This is a genomic window from Alkalihalobacterium sp. APHAB7 (assembly GCF_048323755.1).
Lineage (GTDB): Bacteria > Bacillota > Bacilli > Bacillales > Bacillaceae_F > Alkalihalobacterium.
On sequence record NZ_JBLWFS010000002.1, the window covers coordinates 187,110 to 209,699 of the forward strand.

Annotated in this window: 21 protein-coding genes and 1 other annotated feature; of the genes, 1 reads left to right on the forward strand and 20 read right to left on the reverse strand. The window is 38.3% G+C overall.

Features of this window, described 5'->3' with window-relative positions; all coding sequences use genetic code 11:
• The first annotated feature begins 329 nt into the window (after positions 1-329).
• Positions 330-1,544 (forward strand): L,D-transpeptidase family protein, encoded by a 1,215-nt coding sequence (locus ACNSTQ_RS03305; protein ID WP_418198424.1) that lies wholly within the window; start codon positions 330-332, stop codon positions 1,542-1,544.
• 80 nt (positions 1,545-1,624) lie between these two features.
• Here the strand turns inward: ACNSTQ_RS03305 and greA are convergent, their stop codons facing one another.
• The 20 genes from greA to ACNSTQ_RS03405 all read right to left on the reverse strand — a co-directional run bounded on the left by greA (position 1,625) and on the right by ACNSTQ_RS03405 (position 22,244).
• Positions 1,625-2,101, reverse strand: a complete 477-nt coding sequence (gene greA / locus ACNSTQ_RS03310; RefSeq protein WP_418198425.1) for a transcription elongation factor GreA — start codon at positions 2,099-2,101, stop codon at positions 1,625-1,627.
• Between the two features lie 213 nt (positions 2,102-2,314).
• A complete protein-coding gene (gene udk / locus ACNSTQ_RS03315; RefSeq protein WP_418198426.1) occupies positions 2,315-2,962 on the reverse strand; it encodes a uridine kinase in 648 nt (215 codons plus the stop codon).
• Positions 2,962-4,242, reverse strand: a complete 1,281-nt coding sequence (locus ACNSTQ_RS03320) for a peptidase U32 family protein (RefSeq protein ID WP_418198427.1) — start codon at positions 4,240-4,242, stop codon at positions 2,962-2,964. Before ACNSTQ_RS03320 ends, udk begins: the two co-directional genes overlap by 1 nt.
• Positions 4,243-4,254: 12 nt before the next feature.
• Positions 4,255-5,187, reverse strand: a complete 933-nt coding sequence (locus ACNSTQ_RS03325; protein WP_418198428.1) for a peptidase U32 family protein — start codon at positions 5,185-5,187, stop codon at positions 4,255-4,257.
• A 14-nt stretch (positions 5,188-5,201) separates the two neighbouring features.
• Positions 5,202-5,846, reverse strand: a complete 645-nt coding sequence (locus ACNSTQ_RS03330; RefSeq protein ID WP_418198429.1) for an O-methyltransferase — start codon at positions 5,844-5,846, stop codon at positions 5,202-5,204.
• Positions 5,847-6,047: 201 nt separating this feature from the next.
• Positions 6,048-7,211 (reverse strand): endolytic transglycosylase MltG, encoded by a 1,164-nt coding sequence (gene mltG / locus ACNSTQ_RS03335; protein WP_418198430.1) that lies wholly within the window; start codon positions 7,209-7,211, stop codon positions 6,048-6,050.
• Positions 7,212-7,476: 265 nt separating this feature from the next.
• Complete coding sequence (locus ACNSTQ_RS03340) at positions 7,477-7,782, reverse strand: DUF1292 domain-containing protein (RefSeq protein ID WP_418198431.1); 306 nt, start codon at positions 7,780-7,782, stop codon at positions 7,477-7,479.
• Positions 7,783-7,796: 14 nt separating this feature from the next.
• Positions 7,797-8,216, reverse strand: a complete 420-nt coding sequence (gene ruvX / locus ACNSTQ_RS03345) for a Holliday junction resolvase RuvX (protein WP_418198432.1) — start codon at positions 8,214-8,216, stop codon at positions 7,797-7,799.
• Complete coding sequence (locus tag ACNSTQ_RS03350) at positions 8,216-8,485, reverse strand: IreB family regulatory phosphoprotein (protein ID WP_209122861.1); 270 nt, start codon at positions 8,483-8,485, stop codon at positions 8,216-8,218. The genes ruvX and ACNSTQ_RS03350 overlap by 1 nt, the downstream gene beginning before the upstream one ends.
• Before the next feature lie 86 nt (positions 8,486-8,571).
• Positions 8,572-11,214, reverse strand: a complete 2,643-nt coding sequence (alaS, locus tag ACNSTQ_RS03355; protein ID WP_418198433.1) for an alanine--tRNA ligase — start codon at positions 11,212-11,214, stop codon at positions 8,572-8,574.
• A gap of 796 nt (positions 11,215-12,010) precedes the next feature.
• Positions 12,011-12,218: a binding site (T-box leader), on the reverse strand.
• 46 nt (positions 12,219-12,264) lie between these two features.
• Positions 12,265-13,329 carry an AI-2E family transporter gene (locus ACNSTQ_RS03360; RefSeq protein ID WP_418198434.1) on the reverse strand — a complete coding sequence of 355 codons (1,065 nt, stop codon included), beginning with the start codon at positions 13,327-13,329 and terminating at the stop codon, positions 12,265-12,267.
• Between the two features lie 349 nt (positions 13,330-13,678).
• A complete protein-coding gene (locus ACNSTQ_RS03365) occupies positions 13,679-13,867 on the reverse strand; it encodes a hypothetical protein (RefSeq protein WP_216829090.1) in 189 nt (62 codons plus the stop codon).
• 18 nt (positions 13,868-13,885) lie between these two features.
• Positions 13,886-14,359 (reverse strand): PRC-barrel domain-containing protein, encoded by a 474-nt coding sequence (locus ACNSTQ_RS03370; protein ID WP_418198435.1) that lies wholly within the window; start codon positions 14,357-14,359, stop codon positions 13,886-13,888.
• A 61-nt stretch (positions 14,360-14,420) separates the two neighbouring features.
• Positions 14,421-16,691, reverse strand: a complete 2,271-nt coding sequence (locus ACNSTQ_RS03375; RefSeq protein WP_418198436.1) for an ATP-dependent RecD-like DNA helicase — start codon at positions 16,689-16,691, stop codon at positions 14,421-14,423.
• Between the two features lie 12 nt (positions 16,692-16,703).
• The gene (locus ACNSTQ_RS03380; RefSeq protein WP_418198437.1) at positions 16,704-17,366 is read right to left on the reverse strand and encodes a tetratricopeptide repeat protein; all 663 of its coding nucleotides are present in this window, start codon (positions 17,364-17,366) and stop codon (positions 16,704-16,706) included.
• Positions 17,367-17,469: 103 nt separating this feature from the next.
• The gene (mnmA, locus tag ACNSTQ_RS03385) at positions 17,470-18,585 is read right to left on the reverse strand and encodes a tRNA 2-thiouridine(34) synthase MnmA (RefSeq protein WP_418198438.1); all 1,116 of its coding nucleotides are present in this window, start codon (positions 18,583-18,585) and stop codon (positions 17,470-17,472) included.
• A 39-nt stretch (positions 18,586-18,624) separates the two neighbouring features.
• Positions 18,625-19,767 (reverse strand): cysteine desulfurase family protein, encoded by a 1,143-nt coding sequence (locus ACNSTQ_RS03390; protein WP_418198439.1) that lies wholly within the window; start codon positions 19,765-19,767, stop codon positions 18,625-18,627.
• 80 nt (positions 19,768-19,847) lie between these two features.
• A complete protein-coding gene (gene cymR / locus ACNSTQ_RS03395) occupies positions 19,848-20,267 on the reverse strand; it encodes a cysteine metabolism transcriptional regulator CymR (protein WP_418198440.1) in 420 nt (139 codons plus the stop codon).
• Positions 20,200-20,910 (reverse strand): YczE/YyaS/YitT family protein, encoded by a 711-nt coding sequence (locus ACNSTQ_RS03400; protein ID WP_418198441.1) that lies wholly within the window; start codon positions 20,908-20,910, stop codon positions 20,200-20,202. Before ACNSTQ_RS03400 ends, cymR begins: the two co-directional genes overlap by 68 nt.
• 89 nt (positions 20,911-20,999) lie before the next feature.
• Entirely contained in the window at positions 21,000-22,244 is a 1,245-nt protein-coding gene (locus ACNSTQ_RS03405) for a replication-associated recombination protein A (protein ID WP_418198561.1), read from the reverse strand.
• Positions 22,245-22,590 lie beyond the last annotated feature (346 nt).

The following is a 22,590-nucleotide window of genomic DNA, read 5'->3' on the forward strand; positions in this document are numbered from 1 at the left end:
ACAGTATATACCCACTATATTTCTAAGACAAGAAAAAACTCTCCATTCTTTTGAAAATGTAACCCGGGGTTGGTGTGTCAACTTTTTAACTTCCTTCATACCTTATATAGGAAATTTGACTATCATTGTCGAATAAATAGTAAGGAGTAGTTCCTTTGAATTCTTTTCTGCTTAGTATCATGAGAAAATATAGAACTTAAGATCTAATTAAATTTTTAAAACGACTATTTTGTCAAAAGATGAAGGATTTTCTCGATTGTTGCGGAATAAATGTTTAGTTTTTTGTAGTCAATCTGGAACGTTATTATTTATAGAGAAGAGGAAGTTTGGTGTCTAAGAAATCAAAAGAGCATAGTGAGTTTGTACCTCGTTCAGTCAAACATAAGAAAAAAAAGAGAAAGGTATCTTCATTTATTCTAATAGCTGTCCTCCTACTAACTTTAGGAGGAGCTACAGCTGCAGTACTAAACTTTGGGTTAGTTCCATTCCAACTAGGGGTCTTTAATCAAGGACAACAACACGAGGAAAGTAGCGAGCTAGAAGAGGAGCAAACTTACGATACAGAACTTACTGAAGAACCATCTGAGGAAGAGGTGGATGAAGAAACAGACAACACGCAAGAAGATACAGATGGAAAAGGTGATCAAAAAGAAGCGGGGCAAGACACACGTCAACAAAAGCCAAAAGAAGTAGAGCAAGGAACAAGGTCTAATGAAGATAAACCAGCACCTCACAATAATGAAAAGCCAAAAGAAAATCCGGCAGAACAACCAAAAAGTGAGCCTAGTCAAAAAGCTGAAATCGTCATTACTCACGAAGTGAAACCAAATGAAACATTATATAGCATCGCAAAAAAATATTATATCAACCCAGACACTCAACAACATAAAATCGCTCAATTCAATGAAATTACCAATCCAGCAACTGATCTTAAAGCGGGCCTTGAGTTAAAACTCCCAGATCCAGATATTATCGCTTTTCATAATGTTCAGTCGGGAGAGACTTTATTTAACATTACAATGAGATATTATCGAGATGCAGATCAACTTATTCCACTAGCTAATTATAATCATATTGTAAATCCAGCGAACGATGTGAAGGCAGGGATGACACTAACGATCCCACATCCGACGATATTAAAAAATTACAAGCCGAGTGGGATTACTATAAAGGTCAATAAAACGTCGAATACATTAACCGTGTATCAAAATACTGAAGTATTAAGGACTTTTTCAGTTGCGACTGGAAAAGAACTTTCATTAACACCTGAAGGAACGTTTCAAATTGTCAATAAAGTAGAAAAGCCTTGGTATAATCCGAAGAACATTCCTGGAGGCAGCCCAAATAACCCACTAGGCAGTCACTGGTTAGGTCTTAATGTTCCAGGTACGAATAACTTTAAATACGGTATTCACGGTACCAACGATCCTTCGTCTATTGGTAAACATGTTAGCTTAGGGTGTATTCGCATGCACAATGAGGATGTACTATGGATGTACAATAATATTCCCTTGCAAACAACGGTTTATATTGTAAGTGAATAAATTTTTTAAATTCTTACTTTGAGACCCTTTTTTTGTCTAATAAAAAGAACTGTTCAACGAATGAACAGTTCTTTTCCTAATTATTTTACTTCTAAAATTTTAACTTCCATTTCACCAGCTGGTGTGTTAACGGTTACTTTATCGCCCACTGATTTTCCAAGTAAGCTTTGTGCCATTGGAGAGTCGTTTGAAATCTTGCCTTCAGACGGATCTGACTCTGCACTACCAACGATTGTATATTCTTCTTCGTCTCCATCAGGAAGTTCGACGAAGCGAACTGTTTTTCCTAAAGAAACAACAGAAGTATTCGTTTGATCTTCTTTAATGATGACTGCATCACGGATCATTTTTTCTAAAGTCGAAATACGTCCTTCAACAAATGCTTGCTCTTCTTTCGCTGAGTCATACTCTGAGTTCTCAGAAAGGTCACCGAAACTACGAGCTACTTTAATACGTTCAACGACTTCTTTACGTTTTTCCGTTTTTAAAAACTCTAACTCTTCTTCTAATTTTTGTTTCCCTTCAAGGGTCATATAATGTGTTTTTTCTTCAGCCATGACGTTCACTCCTCTTTCCTACAAAAAAAGTAAATTTACTATGAAATAATATTCTAGAAATTAGGCTATGTAAAAGAAAAGCAAGGTTCATCACCTCGCTTTTCTTTATCCCATTAGTTCTTTAAAGCCCTTTTAAAGATACTCTTATAGTATAAACAAAAACAACGTATCCTGCTATCCTGATCTGATAACTTTTTACTTTTTTTCTTGTTTTTACTGGTTTTTCGTTAAAAAGGACTGGGCTTCAATAATAGAGCGGATTTTCGTTACCATTAAATCAATTGCCACTCTATTTTGTCCACCTTCAGGAATAATGATATCAGCATAGCGCTTAGTTGGTTCGATAAACTGTAAATGCATTGGTCTAACTACAGTCGTATATTGTTCAACAACAGATTCTAATGTTCTTCCCCGCTCCTGAATGTCTCTAGAAAGTCTTCTTAATATCCGGATATCGGCATCTGTATCCACAAATACTTTGATATCCATCAGATCTCGAAGTCGTTTATCTTCTAAGATTAAAATACCTTCTAAGATAATGACATCTTTTGGTAATACAGGTATAGACGTATTAGATCTAGTATGCTGTGCGTAGTCATAAACGGGTACTTCTATTGACTCACCATTTAACAACGTTTGTAAATGCTGCATTAGAAGATCATTGTCAAATGCCAATGGGTGATCGTAGTTAGTACCTAGTCTTTCTTCAAACGATAAGTGACTTTGGTCTTTATAATATGCATCTTGCTCAATTAATACTATAGATTTTTGATTAAATTGGTGAAAAATTTCTTTTGCTACAGTCGTTTTACCTGAACCTGTTCCGCCTGCAACCCCAATTATGATTGGCTTTTGTTTCATTATTTAACCTCTTTACGCATCATATTCCATGGATAAACTGGTTGCTTCGTTTGAATTCTAACAATTTGCAACGGGTGACGAGCTGCATCCAATTCGTTACCATCTTCATCCCAAATCGTTTCAACCGTTTGAACGAAGTTTTCAATCTCAGGACCGAAGAATTCAATTTCATCTCCTGGTTTAAAGTGATTACGTTGCTGCAATGTGACAATTCCTGACTCATCATCATAGTCTAGGACAAGTCCAGCAAAATCATACGTCGTACGTTTCGGATGAATGCCATACATTTGCTCTTTGTATGTTGGTGTTGCTTCAAAGAACTGTGGTGCAAAATCACGATTCGCACACTTCTCTAGTTCCTCTAACCATTCTTTTTGAATGACAAAGTTGTCTGGGTCTGCACAGTATGCATCAATCACTTTTCGGTATACAGAAGTTACAGTTGCAACGTAATGAATAGACTTCATACGACCTTCGACTTTTAAGCTGTCAATTCCTGCTTCAATTAATTGTGGAATCGATTGAAGCAAATTTAGATCTTTTGGACTCATTGTATATTGCGTATCATTTTCGGCAAACAAAGGAATTTCTTTAACAAGCCCTTTTCCTTCTTCTTCTTTTTGTTCAAATAAGTCGTAATCCCAACGACAGGACTGACAACATCCACCGCGGTTAGAGTCACGAGCTGTCATATGGTTACTTAATACACAACGTCCTGAATAAGCAATACACATGGCACCGTGAATAAACGTTTCAATTTCAATATCGACGTGTTTTTTCATTTCAAGCATTTCTTCTAAGCTGACTTCTCTAGCTAATACAACACGCTCTAAACCTTGCTCTTTCCAAAACTTAACCGCTAACCAGTTACTTAATGATTGCTGTGTAGATAGGTGCACTTCAACATTTGGTGCAACTCGACGACAAGTTTCAATAATTAATGGGTCCGCAACAATAATACCTGTAACGCCAACTTCTTGGAGACCTTCCAAGTATTCTTCTAAGCCGTCCATATTTTCATTATGAGCAAAAATATTCGTCGTCACATATACTTTGGCACCGTAACGCTTCGCAAATTCAACGCCTTCACGCATTTCTTCTTTTGAGAAGTTGTCTGCATTGGAGCGAAGCCCAAACTCTTGTCCACCGATAAAGACCGCGTCTGCTCCGTAATGAACAGCAATCTTTAGCTTTTCTAAACTACCTGCTGGTGCGAGTAATTCAGGCTTTTTTGTAATGACACGTTTTCCCGTTTCGTTCACTTCTGATATAGCTTGCATCGTATTCCCTCCTTAATAAACCGTTTCTTTGAAGAAGAATCCAGTGTCGATGTCACGATTTGGTGGTTGGATCTCGCGAATTTTTTCAACATATTCTTCTTTTTTATCTGCGTAAGCATCTTCATCTGTTAGATATAATTCAATTGCTTCCCGGTACATTTGAATTACTTGTTCCATATATTCAGTGCTTTTTAATATACCATCAATTTTGAACGAGTCAACTTCAGCGTCAATCATATCTTCTAGCTCGTCAATGATACAGATGTCTTTTGGACTCATGATATGTGTACCATTTTTATCTTCGAAGATAGGGTACTTTGCATTTCGTTCTTTATCGAATAAATACATTTGACGTGCTTGCTCCGTTGTCTCAACCTCTAGGTTCTTACCTTGATATTCAAAGTAGTTCCCAACTAATGAACGTTTGGATTGGAACATGTTCGTCATGCCATGTACTTGTACTTCGATTTCGACTTCTGCATTCTCTTTGCTTTCTACGATCGCATCCATATTGATTTCACGAGCTAAAACAGCTCGTGTTGCCCCTTGTCTTCCCCAGTAATTCGCTGTATACCAGTTGGTTGCTGTCGTTTCAGGGTTCCAATGCAGCTTCATAGTTGGGGCCATTTCACGGGCCAACATTAAAATGGCCGGGTCCCCAAAAACAACCGCATCTACATTCGTTTCATTAAGAAATTTCAAATAGTCAGATGCTTCATCCAAATGTTCATTATGGAAAATGGCATTCATCGCAACATATACTTTTGCACCATGCGCTTTTGTAATCTCTTTTGCTTTTATAACATCTTCTCTAGAAAATTCACCTGCTAAACGTAAACCAAAACGTTGTTCCCCAATTAAGATTGCATCTGCACCCGCTTGAATTAACCGTTCAATGGCTTCAACGCTATTTGGGGTTACTAAAATCTCTGGTTTCTTCCCCATGTCTTACACCTTCTTTACTTTTTTATTGATAAGGCAATGCCGTCTCCTACTGGCAATATACTTGTAGTAAAATGTTCATTTTTCATCAGCCATTCAGTGTACCGACGAAGTTTTTTAGCCATGCTTGCATGATTTTTATTGTCAATATTTTCTTCAGCCACGAGGCCGCGAAATAGTACATTATCTGAAATAATTAAGCCACCTGATCGCACCAATGGCTCATATATTTGAAAGAACTTCTCATATTGTCCTTTAGCAGCATCAATAAATAATACATCAAATGGGGCATATAATTCAAGTTGTTCGCCTACATGTAAGGCATCCCCGAAGATAATTTCTATTTGATCACTTACATTTGCCCTTTCAATAAAACCTAGAGCCTGATTGTACCTTGGCTCGTCGCGCTCGATCGTAACTATTTTTACACCATCTATTGCTTGAGCCATTCGAATCGCTGAATAACCAATTGCTGTACCAATTTCTAAAATCGACTTAGGTTGTTTCATTCTCAACAACTGCAACAACGTTTCGATTCCGACTAACTCCATAATGGGTACTTGTTGTTCTTTAGCCAGTTGCTCCATTTCTATAAGAAGCTCATTCCGCTCAGAAATTAGTGATGTAATATAAGCATCTATTTTATCATCATTAGGAAGCATCGCTTTTCCTCCTTAGTATTCCACACTCCATAACGCTTTATTTTACCACAATCACCACCGTTCGCGAAATTCATCTCGTTAAACGTGTGAATTGAAAAATTTAGCAAACAAGCACAATAGACTATGTCAGACTTAACGATATTACTTATAAAAAGCACTAGGATCCCTACATCCTAGTGCTCGTGCTGTTTACTTTCTAGATTACTCTTGTTCGCCTTCTTCATTTTCTTCTGACTGTCTAGCTTCAGCCCATTCATGACGATATTTCTGAACATTTTGGTTATGCTCTTCATACGTAACGGAATATAATACATCCCCGCCGTACCTTGCATAGAAATAAATGTACTCCGTTTCTTCTGGTTCAAAAGCAGCTTTAATGGATGCTTCCCCAGGATTAGCTACGGGTCCGATCGGAATTCCGGCGTACATATACGTATTATAAGGTGAGTCTACTCGTAAGTCTGCATAAGACGTCATATATAGATGTTCTCCAATGGCATAAGCAACAGTTGGATCTACTTGCAATCTCATATTGCGGTCTAAACGATTATACAATACACCAGAAATCGTATAACGATCTTTTTCTTTTTGAGCTTCTCGCTCAATAATAGAAGCTAATGTTAAAGTCTCATGAACCGTATACGGATGATCTGGATAATACGACATGTATTTTGCTACAATTTTATCGGTTCGTTCGATCATCGCTTCAATAATCGTTTCAATTGAAACATCTTCATCTACAAAGTCATATCGTGCTGGAAATAGATATCCTTCTAACGGGTGGCGGATACCATCGGTTAGTATATCTTCTGTTAATATAAAATAACGCTCAATCAATTCTTCTAGATATTCTTCATCGCTTATTGTTTCCATTATTTCATCTTCAGTATGGTCTGTATTCTGTGCAATTAAACGTGCTACATTTTCTAGCCATAATCCTTCAGGTATCGTAAACATTAAGTCAGCCTCTTGCATCATTAGACCTTCTTTAAGTTCATCAATGATCTCATCTAAAGTCATCGCTTTAGATAACTCATACTTCCCGGCTTGGAATCCAGATTCATTTTTATATCTTACATAGTATCTAAAAAATGATCCGTTTTTAATGACTCCCTCTTCTTCAAGAATTCTCCCGATCGAAGTACTAGAAGAACCGATTGGAATTTCGACATTTACTATTTCTGTACTCTCAGCATCGACAGGTCCCATTGCTGACTTCATATATAAATAACTAAAAGTTACTGCAGAAATAAAAAATAAAAAGATAATGGCAACGCAAATAAGAACAATTTTACGGACAATCTTTGCCCTCCGAACTTTTTCAGCATATTTGTCTAGCTGCTCATCTTTCTTCTGATCACTCACTAGATATCCCCCTTTCACGATTACCATTATACTACAAAACATTTCATTATTCGTGTAAAAAAGACAGATTTTATTTCCAGATGCTATCCGAGTTAGTAACAACGGCGTTCTCACTGCGGCCCTTACTACTCTAATTGTGTTTAAGATATTACGTTTAGATGCGCACCGCTGTCTAAATTTTTCGTGCTTTATTTTAAAAAATAGAGGAACAACGTAAACCACAGCAAAAAAACAGAGCCGATTGGCTCTGTTCATGTTTGATTGATTATTCTTCGTCGTCTTGTTCTGCAACGAATGTATTAAGCATTTCTTCGACCATTGCCCATTCTTCATCCGATTCGATTGGCATTAATGCAAGGTCACTTCCATCGTCGCCTTCTTTGTCTTCGTATTGGAATGCAATAACTTCTTGCATGTCATCTTCTAAATCTTCTTCACTATCTCCAACTGGTACAAGCAAGATATAGTTCTTACCAGTTTCATCTACTGTAAACTTGAATAGTTCTTCGAATAAATGCTCGTCCCCATTTTCATCAGGGATAATGATACGTTCTCTTTCTTCTTGTGTCATACTACACCTCTTCATTAGTTTGATTTACTGTCTAAATAGCCTTGCAATATAATAACTGCTGCCATCTTATCGATGACTTGTTTTCGCTTTTTACGGCTAACATCAGCAGAAATTAACATACGTTCTGCTGCAACCGTCGTTAAACGCTCATCCCATAAAATGACCGGGCAATCCACATGTTCTTTTATATTTTCTGCAAATTGTTGGCATGCCTCACCACTTGGTCCAATCGTTCCGTTCATATTTTTAGGTAGTCCGACAACGATGCTCCCAACTTTATACTCATTGGCAAGGTTAACAATATAATTGACATCCGCTGTCGGGTCATCCTCTTTTCGTCTATACGTCTCAATTCCTTGAGCAGTCCACCCTAATTCATCACTAACAGCAATTCCAATTGTTTTAGTGCCTACATCTAAGCCTAAAATTCTCATTACTTCTCCTTTTGGTGCTGTGATAAATAAGACTTTACTAGCTCCTCGATCAATTCGTCACGCTCTAACTTTCGGATAATTGTTCTTGCATCCTTGTGTCTAGGAATGTAAGCAGGGTCCCCCGATAAAAGATATCCTACAATTTGATTAATGGGGTGGTAACCTTTCTCCTCAAGGGCTTCATAAACCGTTAGCAGCACTTCGCGGACATCGACATCAACCGTATCTTCTTGAATATTAAACTTCATCGTATTGTCCATTGAGCCCATCACATACACCTCTTTCTATACTGCCTATTTCTGTGAGTATTCATACCCACAGTAGTTTGATTTCATTGTACACTAAATTTTCCTATTTAGGAAATTGATTTTATATATTCTTCAACATAATTTAAAGCACTTTCTAGCTTTTCAGGATCTTTACCACCTGCCTGAGCCATATCAGGACGGCCACCGCCACCGCCGCCGCAGCGCGTAGCAACTTCTTTCACTAGTTTTCCGGCATGGAAACCTTTTTCAATAAGGTCTTTAGAAACACCAGCTACGATGTTTACTTTCCCGCCACTTGCAGCTCCTAGTACGATAACCCCTGAAGTAATTTTATCTTTCAGTGTATCCATAATTCCTCGTAAACTATCCATATCATTTGCTTGAACTTGTTTAATTAGTGCTTTAGTTCCAGCAATTTCGATTACTTCGTTAATAAGGTTACCAGCTTCAAGATTTCCTAATTTAGCATTTAAAGACTCATTTTCACGTTGAAGATCGCGAATTTGTTGTTGCATCGTTTGTACACGTTGCGGAACATCTTTAAGGTTTTTCGCTTTTAATAGGTCGGCCGACTGACGTAATAGATCTAGTTGACCATTCATAAATTCATACGCACCTTGTCCTGTTACAGCTTCAATTCGTCTAACTCCTGCTCCGATACCTGACTCAGAAATGACCTTAAACAGTCCGATTTCAGCTGTGTTTTGTACATGACAACCACCACAAAGCTCAATACTGTAATCGCCCACTTGAACGACACGAACGACATTCCCATATTTTTCACCGAATAAAGCCATTGCTCCCATTGCTTTAGCTTCTTCAATGCTTTTACTCATAATATTTACTGAGATTGCATTCCAAATCTTTTCATTGACGATTTCTTCGATTTTTGTTAATTCTTCACTAGTCACTTGACCGAAGTGTGAGAAGTCAAAACGTAATCGCTCTTCAGAAACTAATGAACCTGCTTGGTTTACATGTTCTCCTAGTACATCTTTTAATGCGCGATGTAATAGATGAGTTGCTGTATGGTTTTTCACGATACCATTGCGGTTCGTTTCTAAAACAACAGCTTCTACTTTTGCACCTTTTTTCAATGTTCCCTCTACTACTTTAACAAAATGAAGGTTTTGACCATTTGGTGCTTTTTGTACGTCTTCAACATGTGCGACAAATCCATTACCTGTTAAGACACCTTTATCGGCAACCTGACCACCGCTTTCCGCATAAAAAGGTGTGACATCCAGTATCACTTGAATCGTATCAGGCGATGTTCCTGCAAAATCAGTTAACTCTTTATCTTTGATAATGACTTCAACAGTAGCTTCTGCTGAAAGTTGTTCATATCCAACAAATGTACTTTCCGTTTTTAATTCACCCAAGACACGGTCTTGAACTTGCATCGAATCGCCTTCTTGTCGAGCCGCACGTGCACGTTCTCTTTGACCTTCCATTTCACGTTCAAAGCCTTCACGATCTATAACTAGTCCTTTTTCCTCTACGTATTCCTCCGTAAGATCGACCGGGAATCCATATGTATCGTATAAACGAAACACGTCTTTACCAGAAATCGTCGTTTGACCTTTATTCTCAGCCTCAGCGATGACTTTAGAAAGAATTGTTAGACCTTCATGGAGTGTTTCATGGAAGCGCTCTTCCTCATTTTTAATTACTTTTTGAATAAAGTCGGTTTTTTCTTTCACTTCTGGGTAGAAATCGACCATAATCTCTCCGACAATTGGAACGAGGTCATACATGAATGGCTTTTCGATTTGAATGAGTTTTGCATATCGAACCGCACGTCGTAATAGACGGCGAAGAACATAACCGCGTCCTTCATTCGATGGCAGTGCGCCATCTCCAACTGCAAATGTAACGGTACGAATGTGGTCCGCAATAACTTTAAAAGACACATCCGTTTCTTTTTCTTGACCGTACTTCACACCTGAAATCTCTTCAGTTGCGCGAATAATCGGGATGAAGAGATCCGTATCAAAGTTCGTTTCAACATCTTGAATGACTGAAACTAGTCGTTCTAACCCTGCACCTGTATCAATGTTCTTTTTAGGAAGCGGTGTATATGTACCATCTGGATTATGGTTAAACTGTGAAAATACTAAGTTCCACACTTCTAAATAACGATCATTTTCTCCACCAGGGTATAATTCTGGATCATTTTCATCATTTCCGTACTTCGGCCCTCGATCATAGAAAATTTCCGTATTTGGACCACTTGGACCTTCTCCAATGTCCCAGAAGTTCCCTTCAAGACGAATAATTCTTTCTTCTGGAATTCCGATTTTTTCTTTCCAGAAGTTATAGGCTTCCTCGTCTTCGGGATGAACTGTTACCGATAAGAGTTCAGGATCAAACCCAATCCACTTTTCACTCGTTAAAAATTCCCATGCAAAGTCAATTGCTTCTTCTTTAAAATAGTCACCAATCGAAAAGTTACCTAACATTTCAAAGAACGTATGGTGACGAGCTGTTTTACCGACATTCTCAATATCGTTCGTTCGGATCGATTTTTGAGCATTAGTAATTCGAGGATTTTCAGGGATGACGCGTCCATCGAAATATTTTTTCAATGTAGCTACACCACTATTAATCCAAAGCAGCGATGGGTCCTCGACTGGTACTAGAGATGCACTCGGTTCCACATCATGACCTTTCTCCTTAAAGAAATCTAAATACATTTGTCGTACTTGAGCAGAAGTTAACTTCTTCACTATGTATTCCTCCTTAATTCTCGTTATTCATCGTAACCAAAAAAAGTGAAAAATAATCCTAAAAGCGGAAGTGTCCGTTTTAGCGGCGTATGGACTGGAGCCCTCCGGATGAGATAAAGAAAACACGTAGAGCGGTAGCGATACGATGTTGCCTTATCGTAAGGAGGAGAGCGAAGTCCACTAGACGCTGGACACTGGAGCTAGACAGCCTAAAAGCGGAAGACGCCTGCTTATCGGCGCCAAGCGCTGGAGGGCCAGCAATTAGTGTCCGGCTTTTGGGACACGCTTGATGGACCGAAGCGACCTCGAGCCGATGGCGTCTGGAGCTAGACCGACGAAAAGCTGAAGTGTCCGTTTAGCGGCGTATGGACTGGAGCCCTCCGCTCAGCCTTGATTTTTAGTCAATGATTATGGTCATTGACGATGATTATGCTATCGGCCGCTATTTAGCGGACTGAGAGGCCCTTATTCTAGGGTAAAGTACCTTATTTTTGTTTTTGGCGGACTGAGAGGCCTCTATTAGCATGAAAACATTAAAAAACATCATGAATTGTAGTAAATAAGAGCTTCTGAGTCCTCTAAACAAATAAAAAAGAGGTTTTCTACTGAAATAAGGGCCTGTGTGTCCGCTAAATTTACCAAAGATGTAAATTCATCAATTTCGATGAAAGCTAGCATAATCCAAGTCACTAGACGCTGGCACTAGAGCTAGACTACCAAAAAACGCAAAACACCTTCACAGCGACGGATGGACTTTGATGCCCGCGACCCAAATAAAAAAACTCTCCTCCCCAAAATAAGGGACGAGAGTTATATTCACGCGGTACCACCCTAGTTATGGACAACAACAGTCCATCACTCTATATGCTTTAACGCAGCTAACGGTAGGTTTTTCTACACTCAGGAGTAGCTTTCTGTTACTCTTCGTTTAGTATTTCTTTCAGCCAAGGAAATACCTCTCTATCAAACGGGCTGTAACATACTTGTTCCTTCAACGTATTCATTATATTATGATTTCAATATTAATTATAAAAATCGACACATCAGTTGTCAATGATTGAGTAAATTTGTTCGCAAGTGGAGCAAGACTACTTTAACAACCGATAAAACAGGGACAGCTAAAACGAGACCGAGTATTCCGGCTGTTTCTACTCCAATAAGAAGAGCAACCATAATTAAAATAGGGTGTAAATGCACCGACTTCCCCACAATAATAGGTGATAAAATATTACCCTCTATTTGTTGAAGGATAAAGATAAGTAACACTGTAAAGAGGAGCATTTGCCAAGAATGAAGGGCAGCTACAATAACGGCCGGAAACGCTCCAAGGAATGCACCGAAGTATGGAATAATATCGGTCATGCCAATAAATAACCCCAAAATAATCGGGTATGGAACTCCAATAATCCATAATCCGATCATCGCAATTAAGCCAACACACATAGATACAAGAATTTGTCCACGAATATAGTTTCCTAGGGATTGATCAACATCACGAATAAATGCAACGCCTTCTTTTCTCCACTTTTTCGGTGTAACATACCATGCAACTTTTTCAATTAACTGATAGTCCTTTAGTAAATAAAAAACTAAAAATGGGATTACGATAAAATAAATAAATGAACCAATGATCGAACCAAGTGTATCTAGAATACGTTCCCCTAATGACTCAGCTTGCGCCTCTAAACCCGTCATCCAATCCGCTAATTGGACTTGCATTCCTTCAGGTAAAGCCGAGATCTGTCTTTCAAATAAATTACTCCACTGTTGAATTTGTTGAATAATATAAGGTAGATTTTCTACAAACTCCCTAAGCTGTTCAACAACATAAGGGAAAGCTGCGGTAATTAGATAAGCAATTCCTCCAAAAAAAAGTAAATAAATAATTAAAACCGCAACAGGGCGTGGAAGACCATAAGCATGAGCATTTTCAATAATTGGATGTAATAAATATGTGATAATAGCCGCAATTAGTAACGGAATAGCTACTTTTGATAATACTTGTAAAACGGGTAACCAGAGTGGAGATACTTGTAAAAAAAAGTATATACATAACAACACCAAAATTGTGATAGACAGCCTAATAATCCACTTGATCCCTCTTGTATGTTCCATATAAATTCCTCCATAGTTATATACTGTACAATTTCTCAAAAACTATGAAGAAAAGCAGTGTGCATGATCATATTTGACTGAGCTATTATGATTTAGTAGCAAGTTTGACTTTTTATTGCAGGAGTTATCTGTTTTAAGTTAGAGTCTTACCTCTTATTGTCCGTTTTTCAATTTTATTGTCCGAATTCAGTTATTTATTGTCCGATTTGAAGTATTTATTTGCCAAACTGTGACATCCCACTTATTTTCAGATGCCGGCCTATTAAAAGGTCAATTGATTACCAAAATAAAAAGAGACCGATACCATTGGATGTATCGATCTCTATAAGTTTTAGGCAAAGTTCTTCATTTACATTTCTATTTGTAAATCATGGTCTTCAAATAGATCGTCCAAGGAACTGAGTGAACCGTCTTCTTCCACTTGATGGAGTGACAATTTTCCTTTGGTAATCGTCATTTCAACAAAGCAATTCCAACAATAATATTGATTTGTTCCTATTTTTCCGATATCTTTACAATTACAGTTTGGACATTGCATCATAGGGTCTCCTCTTTTTTATAATTGAATAACTAAGATATCCTTGCCGATTGTTAAAGGGTGCTCTGTCTTCACTACTTTACGCCCTTCCTTAATATCAGCAATTAAACCTTCTGTTACTTCATACCCTACAATAGTGCCCAATTCTTCCATAAAATATACATCTTCTACCAACCCGAGTTTTTCGCCTTCACTTGTCAGTAACGGTCTTCCTGACAGCTTTTCCTTCCCTTGCTTCAAGTGATGCTCTGTCTTTTTTTTATGATAGATAGAAGCATCCTTTATATCTTGGATCATTAGACTTTCATGGCCAAACCCTGTAATTGCATCAATCGGAACAAATAGGTGACGATTAAACCAACCTTTTTTATCTATGACAAGACCGGTCACCACTCCATTATCGTTTAATAACAAATCATTGACGGTTCCAAGTTCTTCTCCTGTTTTTGCACAAAAAAGTGATTGACCACAAATACTTGAAAATGTTCGCAAAGGAACCTCCTCCTCTCGAACAGTTATAGTATCTGACTTTTAGTTAGTTTTCATCCTAGTTTCATGTTACCAGTGCATCCTTAAGCTTATCGCAAAGCATGGAATTTCTATTGTGCTCGTCTTTTTGCTCAATCGCCTGGAAAAGTGCACCTTGTTCCCCACATAAGATTAAAAATTGCTTAGCTCTTGTCACTCCGGTATAGATTAGGTTACGTCGGAGCATACGAAAATATCCTTTCACGACAGGCATAATCACGATTGGAAATTCACTACCTTGCGCTTTATGAATCGATGAGCAGTACGCATGTGTAATTTGGCTTAAATCTTTTTTAGTGTATACAACCTCAATTCCTTCAAACGAAATAACGATTTGATCGACTTTTTCTACATTTTCCTTCGCGAAGATAATCGCTACAATTTCACCACGATCCCCGTTAAACACTTGCTCATCGGGATTGTTGATAAGCTGCAGGACAACATCGCCTTTTCGATAAACCACATCTCCAAACTCGATTTCCCTTCGCCCTTCTACAGGTGGATTCACAAGGTTTTGTAAATGGAGGTTCAGCCGTTCAATACCTGCATTTCCTCTATACATCGGAGCTAATACTTGGATGTCCTTCGGTGAATATCCTTTTTTTATTGCATTAAGATACACTTTTTCGATAACTTGCATCACTTGATTTTGATGACATGGAAAAAAGCGACGGTCATCTTTAGCTTCTTTCAAGTCTTGCGGTAACGCGCCATTTTTAATTTCATGAGCAAGCTGGATAATCGAAGACCCTTCTTCTTGTCGGTAAATATCAGTTAGCTCTACAATTGGTATCGCACGTGAACGTAACAAATCACTTAACACTTGTCCCGGTCCAACCGATGGAAGCTGATCTTGGTCACCAACTAAAATAACTTGCATATGATCGGGAATCGATTTGAACAATTGATTGGCCAGCCATATATCAACCATAGATACCTCATCGACGATCAGTAAATTCCCTTCCAATTGTTCATGTTCGTTTTTTTCAAAACCGCCATTCCCGCCTTTCCACCCTAATAAACGATGAATCGTTAACGAAGGAAGGTTGGTCGCTTCACCCATTCGTTTAGCTGCTCTTCCCGTCGGAGCGACAAGGAGGACAGGGAATGGATTTCCATCCTTATAATCACTAGGTTCAAGGGAAACACCATGAAGCTTCGCATAAATTTCAACAATTCCTTTGATAACCGTTGTCTTTCCTGTACCAGGTCCACCCGTTAAGATCATGATGGGTGAAGAAAGAGCCGTCTCAATTCCTTTTTTCTGTGATTCCGCGTACTCCATTTTCAACGTTTCCTCTAATTCACCAAGTGCCGTTAAAAATTCAGATTGAACAAAAGTCAATGGCTCTTCACGATTAACAAGACGTTTGATATTCGTAACTAAACCTTTTTCAGCAAAAAATAACGTCTTTAAGTAAATGCGCTCTTCTTCAATGACGACCTTTTCTTCTTCATCCATCATCGTTAAGGACTTTACTACTTCTTCTGCTGAAATAGGATTGGAAGAAGTGGATAATAAGTTGATAACCTCTTGAACAATTTCAGTTTGCCCTAGAAAAACATGCCCTTGTTGATTACTTACTTCATTTAAGCAATAAAAACATCCCGCTTGAATACGATCCGGATGATTACCTGAAATTCCAATCGCTTCACCGAGCAGGTCTGCTCTTTTAAATCCGATTCCTTCTACATCTTGAATTAATTGATACGGGTTATTTTGAATGACATCAAGTGTTTGTTGTTTATATACCTGATAAATTTTAACCGCAAGTTCAATTCCAAACCCATATTTTGATAAAAATAAGATGACTTGTTCTATTCCTTGGTGTTCTACCAATTGATCGTAAATCAATTTACGTTTTTCTTCAGTTAGTTTGGGAACATTTTCAAGTACGGACGGATCTTCAAGAATTAAAGTAATTACACGTTCTCCTAAGCTTTTAACAATCGACGCGGCTGTTTTTTTTCCGATCCCCGGAAATCGATCACTTGATAAATACTGAATAATACCTTGAGCCGTTTGCGGAATATCCCGGCGAAATTGCTCGACTACATATTGCAGCCCAAACTTTGGATGGTCATGAAGCCTTCCGAAAAAGACGTAAACATCATCAGGTTCTACTTTGGGCAGTGTTCCAACAACGGTAACTTGCGGATCATCTAGCTGTTCTGTTGTGTCTAGAACTTTTACCGCAGCTACTGTATACAAATTTTCTTCGTTATGGAAAATAACGTGAGTGACCTCTCCTTTTATATATGGGGATTGGTCTTCTTGACTTCCTCGGTTCTCCATTTTATCTGCCCCCTATTGCGTTAGCAGTTCCTCCATTTTCTTTTTCCCGTTTCCAGCAAGGAGATGATCTGGTTGAATTTTAAGTGCTTGGTTAAATGCTTCTAACGCTTCTTGTGGTTCGTTTTTATAAGCATGCGCTACACCAATGTTAAAAAAGGCATCCGCGTGAGTTTCATCTTGTGCAACAACTTGTTTGAATTGTTCCATTGCTCCATCAATTTGTTCAAGTTGCGCAAGGCAAAGGCCATATTGAAAACGAGCATCGAGATCGTCTGGGTTGATTTCTGTTACCGTCTGAAAATGAACGAGTGCATGATTCAATTGTCCTAATTGATAGTGACTCATTCCAATCATAAAATAAACATCAGCCTCTTTAAGCTGATTTTGAATCGCTTGGCTAAACATCTTAATTGCCTCATCAAATTTCTCCAATTGATAGAGGGCATTTCCAGCTCCGTAATAGGCTGTTGCTGCAGAAGCATCTAAAGAAATTGCTCGTTCAAAAAATACGATCGCTTTTTCTAGCTCACCTATGATGGCTAGTAAATTTCCAAAATTAATAAATCCGACCGGATCATTTGGATTAGCTTCGATCGCTTGATTAAAGTATGAAGCTGCCTTTTCATAATCTTGTTCTTGCATCGCTTGCAGTCCTTGTTGTATGTAATCGCTCATTATTTTCCCATCCTTATCTTTTTCTTCATATGATTTTGTCCTAGTTATATTTAGTATAACAAAGAATTGTGACTGTCACCCAAACACAAAAGGAGAACTTGAATTAAAGTTCTCCCTCTTCTGTCAATATGACATCTATTGTACCGCCACCTAGACATACATCTCCATCGTAAAAAACGACAGCTTGACCAGGTGTAACTGCACGTTGTGGTTCATCAAAAATAACTTTCACGTTATTGTCAGGAAGCGGAATTACGGTTACTCCTTGATCTGGCTGACGGTAACGGAATTTTGCTGTACATTTAAATGGCTCTGTTGGCGGATTAGGGCTAATCCAATTCAAATGAACACCATATAATCCTAATGAATAGAGTCCTGGATGATGGTACCCTTGCTCTACATACAGTATGTTTTTCTCGGTATTTTTTCCGATTACAAACCAAGGCTCGCCCGCACCGCCAATTCCTAATCCTTGACGTTGCCCTAACGTGTAATACATAAGGCCGTCATGTTTTCCTTTAACTTCTCCATTTAACGTCTGCATTTCACCGGGTTGCGCAGGTAAATAGGAGCTTAGAAACTCTTTGAAGTTACGTTCACCAATAAAGCAAATGCCGGTACTGTCTTTCTTTTTAGCTGTTGCTAAATTTGCTCGTTCTGCAATTTCACGGACTTCTTTTTTCTCCATATGTCCAATTGGGAACATCGCCTTGGAGATTTGTTCTTGGCTTAAAGCATTTAAAAAGTACGTTTGATCTTTATTGTTATCTAAGCCGCGAATTAAACGGTGCTCTCCATCGTGAAAATCAACACGTGCATAATGGCCGGTTGCTACATAATCGGCACCTAGTGTAAGTGCATGTTGTAAAAAGGCTTTAAATTTTATTTCTTTGTTACACATGACATCTGGATTCGGTGTTCTCCCCGCGCGGTACTCATCTAGGAAGTACGTAAACACTTTATCCCAGTATTCCTTTTCAAAATTAACAGCGTAGTACGGAATACCAATTTGGTTACACACTTTAATCACATCGTTATAATCTTCCGTCGCCGTACAAACGCCGTTCTCATCTGTATCGTCCCAGTTTTTCATAAAAATGCCGATCACATCATAGCCTTGTTCTTTTAAAACAAGTGCCGTAACGGACGAATCAACGCCCCCACTCATTCCAACAACGACACGAGTATCTTCTGGCTTTTTATCTAGTTGTCTATTCATACTACTCACCACCTACAAAGCTAAGGCTGTAACAGCAGGTTATAGCGCTGTAATTCTTTTGACTATTTTTACTGTTTCCTTAGCTGCTTTCTCTATATCCTCTATAGTATTTCCATACCCGAAGCTAAATCGCACTGACGATTTTGCTTTCTCATCATCTTTAAACATTGCCGAAAGAACATGCGATGGCTCAATGGATCCGGCTGTACATGCTGATCCACTAGAAACCGCTATACCTGCTAGATCTAAATTGACAAGCAGTGATTCTACATTTACACCTTTAAAACTAATATTTAAAACATGAGGCAGGACATCGGCTTCATGCCCGTTAACAGAAAAGTGTAGCCCCTCTTCACGAAAAATACCAATCATTTGCTCACGGAATTGAACATAGCGTTGCCTTTTTTCTTGCAATTCTTTCGTTGCTACTTTAGCAGCTTCTGCAAAGCCGACGATGCTTGCTACATTTTCTGTTCCAGCCCGACGTTTTCTTTCTTGTTCCCCGCCAAACAATTGTGGCTTTAGATCATAGCCCTTTTTTGCATATAGAAAACCAGTTCCTTTTGGTCCATTGATTTTATGAGCAGAAACGGATAGAAAATGTACTGATAACTCCTCAACATGAAACGGCATCGTCCCATAGGCTTGTACCGCATCCGTATGAAAGGCAATGTCCTTTTCCTTTAAAAACGCACCAATCTCTGCAATAGGTTGAACTGTACCTACTTCATTATTACCGTACATAATGGAGACAAGGATCGTTTCTTCACGGACATGGTCTTGTACATCCGTTACCGATACTTTCCCCTGTTCATCTACAGGTAAATAAGTGACCTCAAATCCGTGTTCTTCTAATGACTTACACGTATGTAGAACAGCGTGATGCTCTATTACCGTTGTAATAATATGATTGCCCTTAGCTTTATTTTTCATCGCGTACCCGATGATTGCCATATTATCGGCTTCCGTTCCACCGCTTGTAAAGATCAATTCATCTGGATGAGCGCCTATCGTTTGAGCTAACGATAATCTAGCTTCATCTAATGCATGCCTCGTTCTACGACCAAAGCTATGAATACTTGAAGGGTTACCAAAATGCTCACTGAAATAGGGCATCATCGCTTCTAATGCTTTCGGATGTAGAGGTGAAGTCGCTGCATGGTCTAAATATATCGGTTTCAATTCTTACACCTACTTTATCGTTCACTTATGTGTTCTTCTCTATTGGTGAAATACTACCTATTAGAAAAATTCAAAAGGAATTATATGTAGAACATATAATATTCCTGATTTCCTTCATCCTCATACTCAGCTAAATCTTGAAGTGTAGTATTATCTAATACATCTTTAACCGCATCACGGATTTTTATCCATAGATCACGTTTGGCAGGCTCTTCATCCTCAAGTACTTCAACTGGACTAATCGGCCCTTCAAGAACACGAATAATATCTCCAGCTGTAATTTCAACTGGTTCTTTGGCCAGCATGTAGCCGCCATATGCTCCTCTTACACTCTTAACAAGCATTGCATTTCGCAATGGTGCAATTAATTGCTCTAAGTAATGCTCAGACAGATCATGATCTTTTGCAATTGATTTTAATGAAATCGGTCCTTCACCGTATTTCTTTGCTAATGCCATCATGATGGTTAACCCGTAACGTCCCTTTGTTGATATCTTCATTATTTACCCCTCTTTCTATCAATCGATCCACTAGCCGTTGACATTGTGGTAGAGTAATGCCAACAACACTTCCAATTCCAAAACAAAAAATTAAAGTCCCAATAAAAACAGGTCCCCCTAATAACCATCCCGTTGTAAGAACTACAATTTCCATTGCACTTCGAACCCATTGTACTTTGAGTTTTGTTTTTTCCGTTATTGCTAACATAAGGCTGTCTCTAGGACCGGCTCCACATTTTGGCGCAATGTAAAGTCCAATTCCATAACCAATAATAATAATTCCACTTACCAGCATAATGAGTTTGCCAATAAGTGAACTTGGCGTACTTAATATAAATAAAAAAATATCAATAAAAACTCCAACTAGGACCATATTAACAAACGCACCTACTTGAGGCCATTCTTTTGTCAATAAGGTCGTAACTCCAATAATAACAAATCCCATAATGATGGACCAAGTACCGATGGTTAACCCTAATTGTAGGGTTAGGCCAATATGAAGTACATCCCAAGGAGCACTTCCAAGGTCAGCAGTTATCATTAAAGCAATTCCAAAAGACATGATCACTAAACCTAGCATAAAAATTCCCCAACGCAGGCCTAGCTTCTTTCTTTTCCAATCGCTGTGCTCCTCTAATCCCATGTTGAATTCCTTCTCTCCATGCTCTTCTCAAACTTTAAATTCTTTGCCCATTATAGCATGAATAGGATTTGATTTGCATGGAAACAGATTTAACTCTTTTTCAATTCTTGAATACGATTATGGAATTGAGCGAGTCTCTTTTCTTGCCCGCTTTCTTTTGGTTTATAATACTTTTTGTCTTTTAAATGATCCGGTAAGTATTGTTGATTCACCCAGCCTCCAAAGTTGTGCGGATATTTATAATCCACTCCTCTACCTAATTCCTTAGCTCCTTTATAATGTGCATCTTTTAAATGATCAGGTACTTCTCCAATATTTGCGGAGCGAACATCATTTAGTGCGTGATCTAATGCCTTATAAGCACTATTCGATTTAGGAGAAAGGCATAACTCAGTCACAGCAACAGACAATGGGATCCGAGCTTCAGGCAAACCTAGACGTTCTGCCGACTGAATTGCTGACAATACCATTTGTGGAACATGGCTGTTCGCTAGACCAACATCCTCCCAAGCCGTTACGAGCAGTCTGCGGCAAATTACATCTAAATCGCCTGCTTCAATTAATCTAGCTAAATAATGAAGTGCCCCGTCTACATCAGACCCCCTCATACTTTTTTGAAAGGCACTAATGATGTTATAAAAGTGATCTCCCTTTTTATCATAATGTAAACTTTTCTTTTGTAAGCACTCTTTTATAATTTCTAGAGTAATTATAATTTGGTCATCTTGATTGGGATCAGTTGATAAAACAGCGATCTCTAAACCATTAAGTGCCGCACGAATATCTCCACCACAATGAAGAGCCAGTTCATCAAGAACACCGTCTTCAATATCGATATTCAGTTTCCCAAAGCCTTTTCGCTCGTCATGCAAGGCTCTCTGTAACACTTCTTTAATCTCATCAGGCTGGGGGTGCGTTAACTCTAAAACAGTACAACGGGATTTAATCGCATTATTAATTTCGAAATGTGGATTTTCTGTCGTTGCTCCAATGAGAATAATCAGCCCGCTTTCCATAAATGGAAGTAAAAAGTCTTGTTGACTTTTATTAAAGCGATGCACCTCATCAACGAATAAGATGGTCTTTCCGAGTAACTTTGCTTCTTGGACAACTGCTTCCATTTCTTTTTTTCCTGATGAGACGGCATTTATTTCATGATAAGGTAATGAAGTTAGTTGTGCGATTACATTTGCAATGGTTGTTTTTCCTGTTCCTGGTGGCCCATATAAAATGATAGACGATAAACGATTAGATTTAATCATACGTTGAAGTAATTTCCCTTCACCAACGATATGCTTTTGACCAACGATTTCATCTAATGTAGCAGGACGCATTCGAAAGGCAAGTGGTTCAGTAAAGTAATTTTCCACTAAATATCAACTCCAATAAAACATTCCTTGAAACAAATCTAGCAGTCTCTAGAATATTTATCTATTCTTATTCTAATAGTAAATACATACTCTTTTGGACATCTTAATTGGACCAGTAGTAGTCCCAAATATTAATAGTTCTATTATATATACTATACCGTTCTGGTTTGCAAACGGAAGGATTGTATTTCAACCCTTTCATGAACATCTCCTCAACAAGCAATACTAGTATTTTCATATCAAGTGTATAAATCCTAGACTTCTTGGAAATAGTATTAGTAAATTTAACTAAAATATGAATTTACTTGTA

Excerpts from the sequence above, each read along its gene's own strand:
- greA (WP_418198425.1), bottom strand. The coding sequence starts at position 2,101 with ATGGCTGAAGAAAAAACACATTATATGACCCTTGAAGGGAAACAAAAA.
- udk (WP_418198426.1), bottom strand. The coding sequence starts at position 2,962 with ATGAAACAAAAGCCAATCATAATTGGGGTTGCAGGCGGAACAGGTTCA.
- ACNSTQ_RS03320 (WP_418198427.1), bottom strand. The coding sequence starts at position 4,242 with ATGCAAGCTATATCAGAAGTGAACGAAACGGGAAAACGTGTCATTACA.
- ACNSTQ_RS03325 (WP_418198428.1), bottom strand. The coding sequence starts at position 5,187 with ATGGGGAAGAAACCAGAGATTTTAGTAACCCCAAATAGCGTTGAAGCC.
- ACNSTQ_RS03330 (WP_418198429.1), bottom strand. The coding sequence starts at position 5,846 with ATGCTTCCTAATGATGATAAAATAGATGCTTATATTACATCACTAATT.
- ACNSTQ_RS03340 (WP_418198431.1), bottom strand. The coding sequence starts at position 7,782 with ATGACACAAGAAGAAAGAGAACGTATCATTATCCCTGATGAAAATGGG.
- ruvX (WP_418198432.1), bottom strand. The coding sequence starts at position 8,216 with ATGAGAATTTTAGGCTTAGATGTAGGCACTAAAACAATTGGAATTGCT.
- ACNSTQ_RS03350 (WP_209122861.1), bottom strand. The coding sequence starts at position 8,485 with ATGGGCTCAATGGACAATACGATGAAGTTTAATATTCAAGAAGATACG.
- ACNSTQ_RS03360 (WP_418198434.1), bottom strand. The coding sequence starts at position 13,329 with ATGGAACATACAAGAGGGATCAAGTGGATTATTAGGCTGTCTATCACA.
- ACNSTQ_RS03365 (WP_216829090.1), bottom strand. The coding sequence starts at position 13,867 with ATGCAATGTCCAAACTGTAATTGTAAAGATATCGGAAAAATAGGAACA.
- ACNSTQ_RS03375 (WP_418198436.1), bottom strand. The coding sequence starts at position 16,691 with ATGGAGAACCGAGGAAGTCAAGAAGACCAATCCCCATATATAAAAGGA.
- ACNSTQ_RS03380 (WP_418198437.1), bottom strand. The coding sequence starts at position 17,366 with ATGAGCGATTACATACAACAAGGACTGCAAGCGATGCAAGAACAAGAT.
- mnmA (WP_418198438.1), bottom strand. The coding sequence starts at position 18,585 with ATGAATAGACAACTAGATAAAAAGCCAGAAGATACTCGTGTCGTTGTT.
- cymR (WP_418198440.1), bottom strand. The coding sequence starts at position 20,267 with ATGAAGATATCAACAAAGGGACGTTACGGGTTAACCATCATGATGGCA.
- ACNSTQ_RS03400 (WP_418198441.1), bottom strand. The coding sequence starts at position 20,910 with ATGGGATTAGAGGAGCACAGCGATTGGAAAAGAAAGAAGCTAGGCCTG.
- ACNSTQ_RS03405 (WP_418198561.1), bottom strand. The coding sequence starts at position 22,244 with ATGCGTCCTGCTACATTAGATGAAATCGTTGGTCAAAAGCATATCGTT.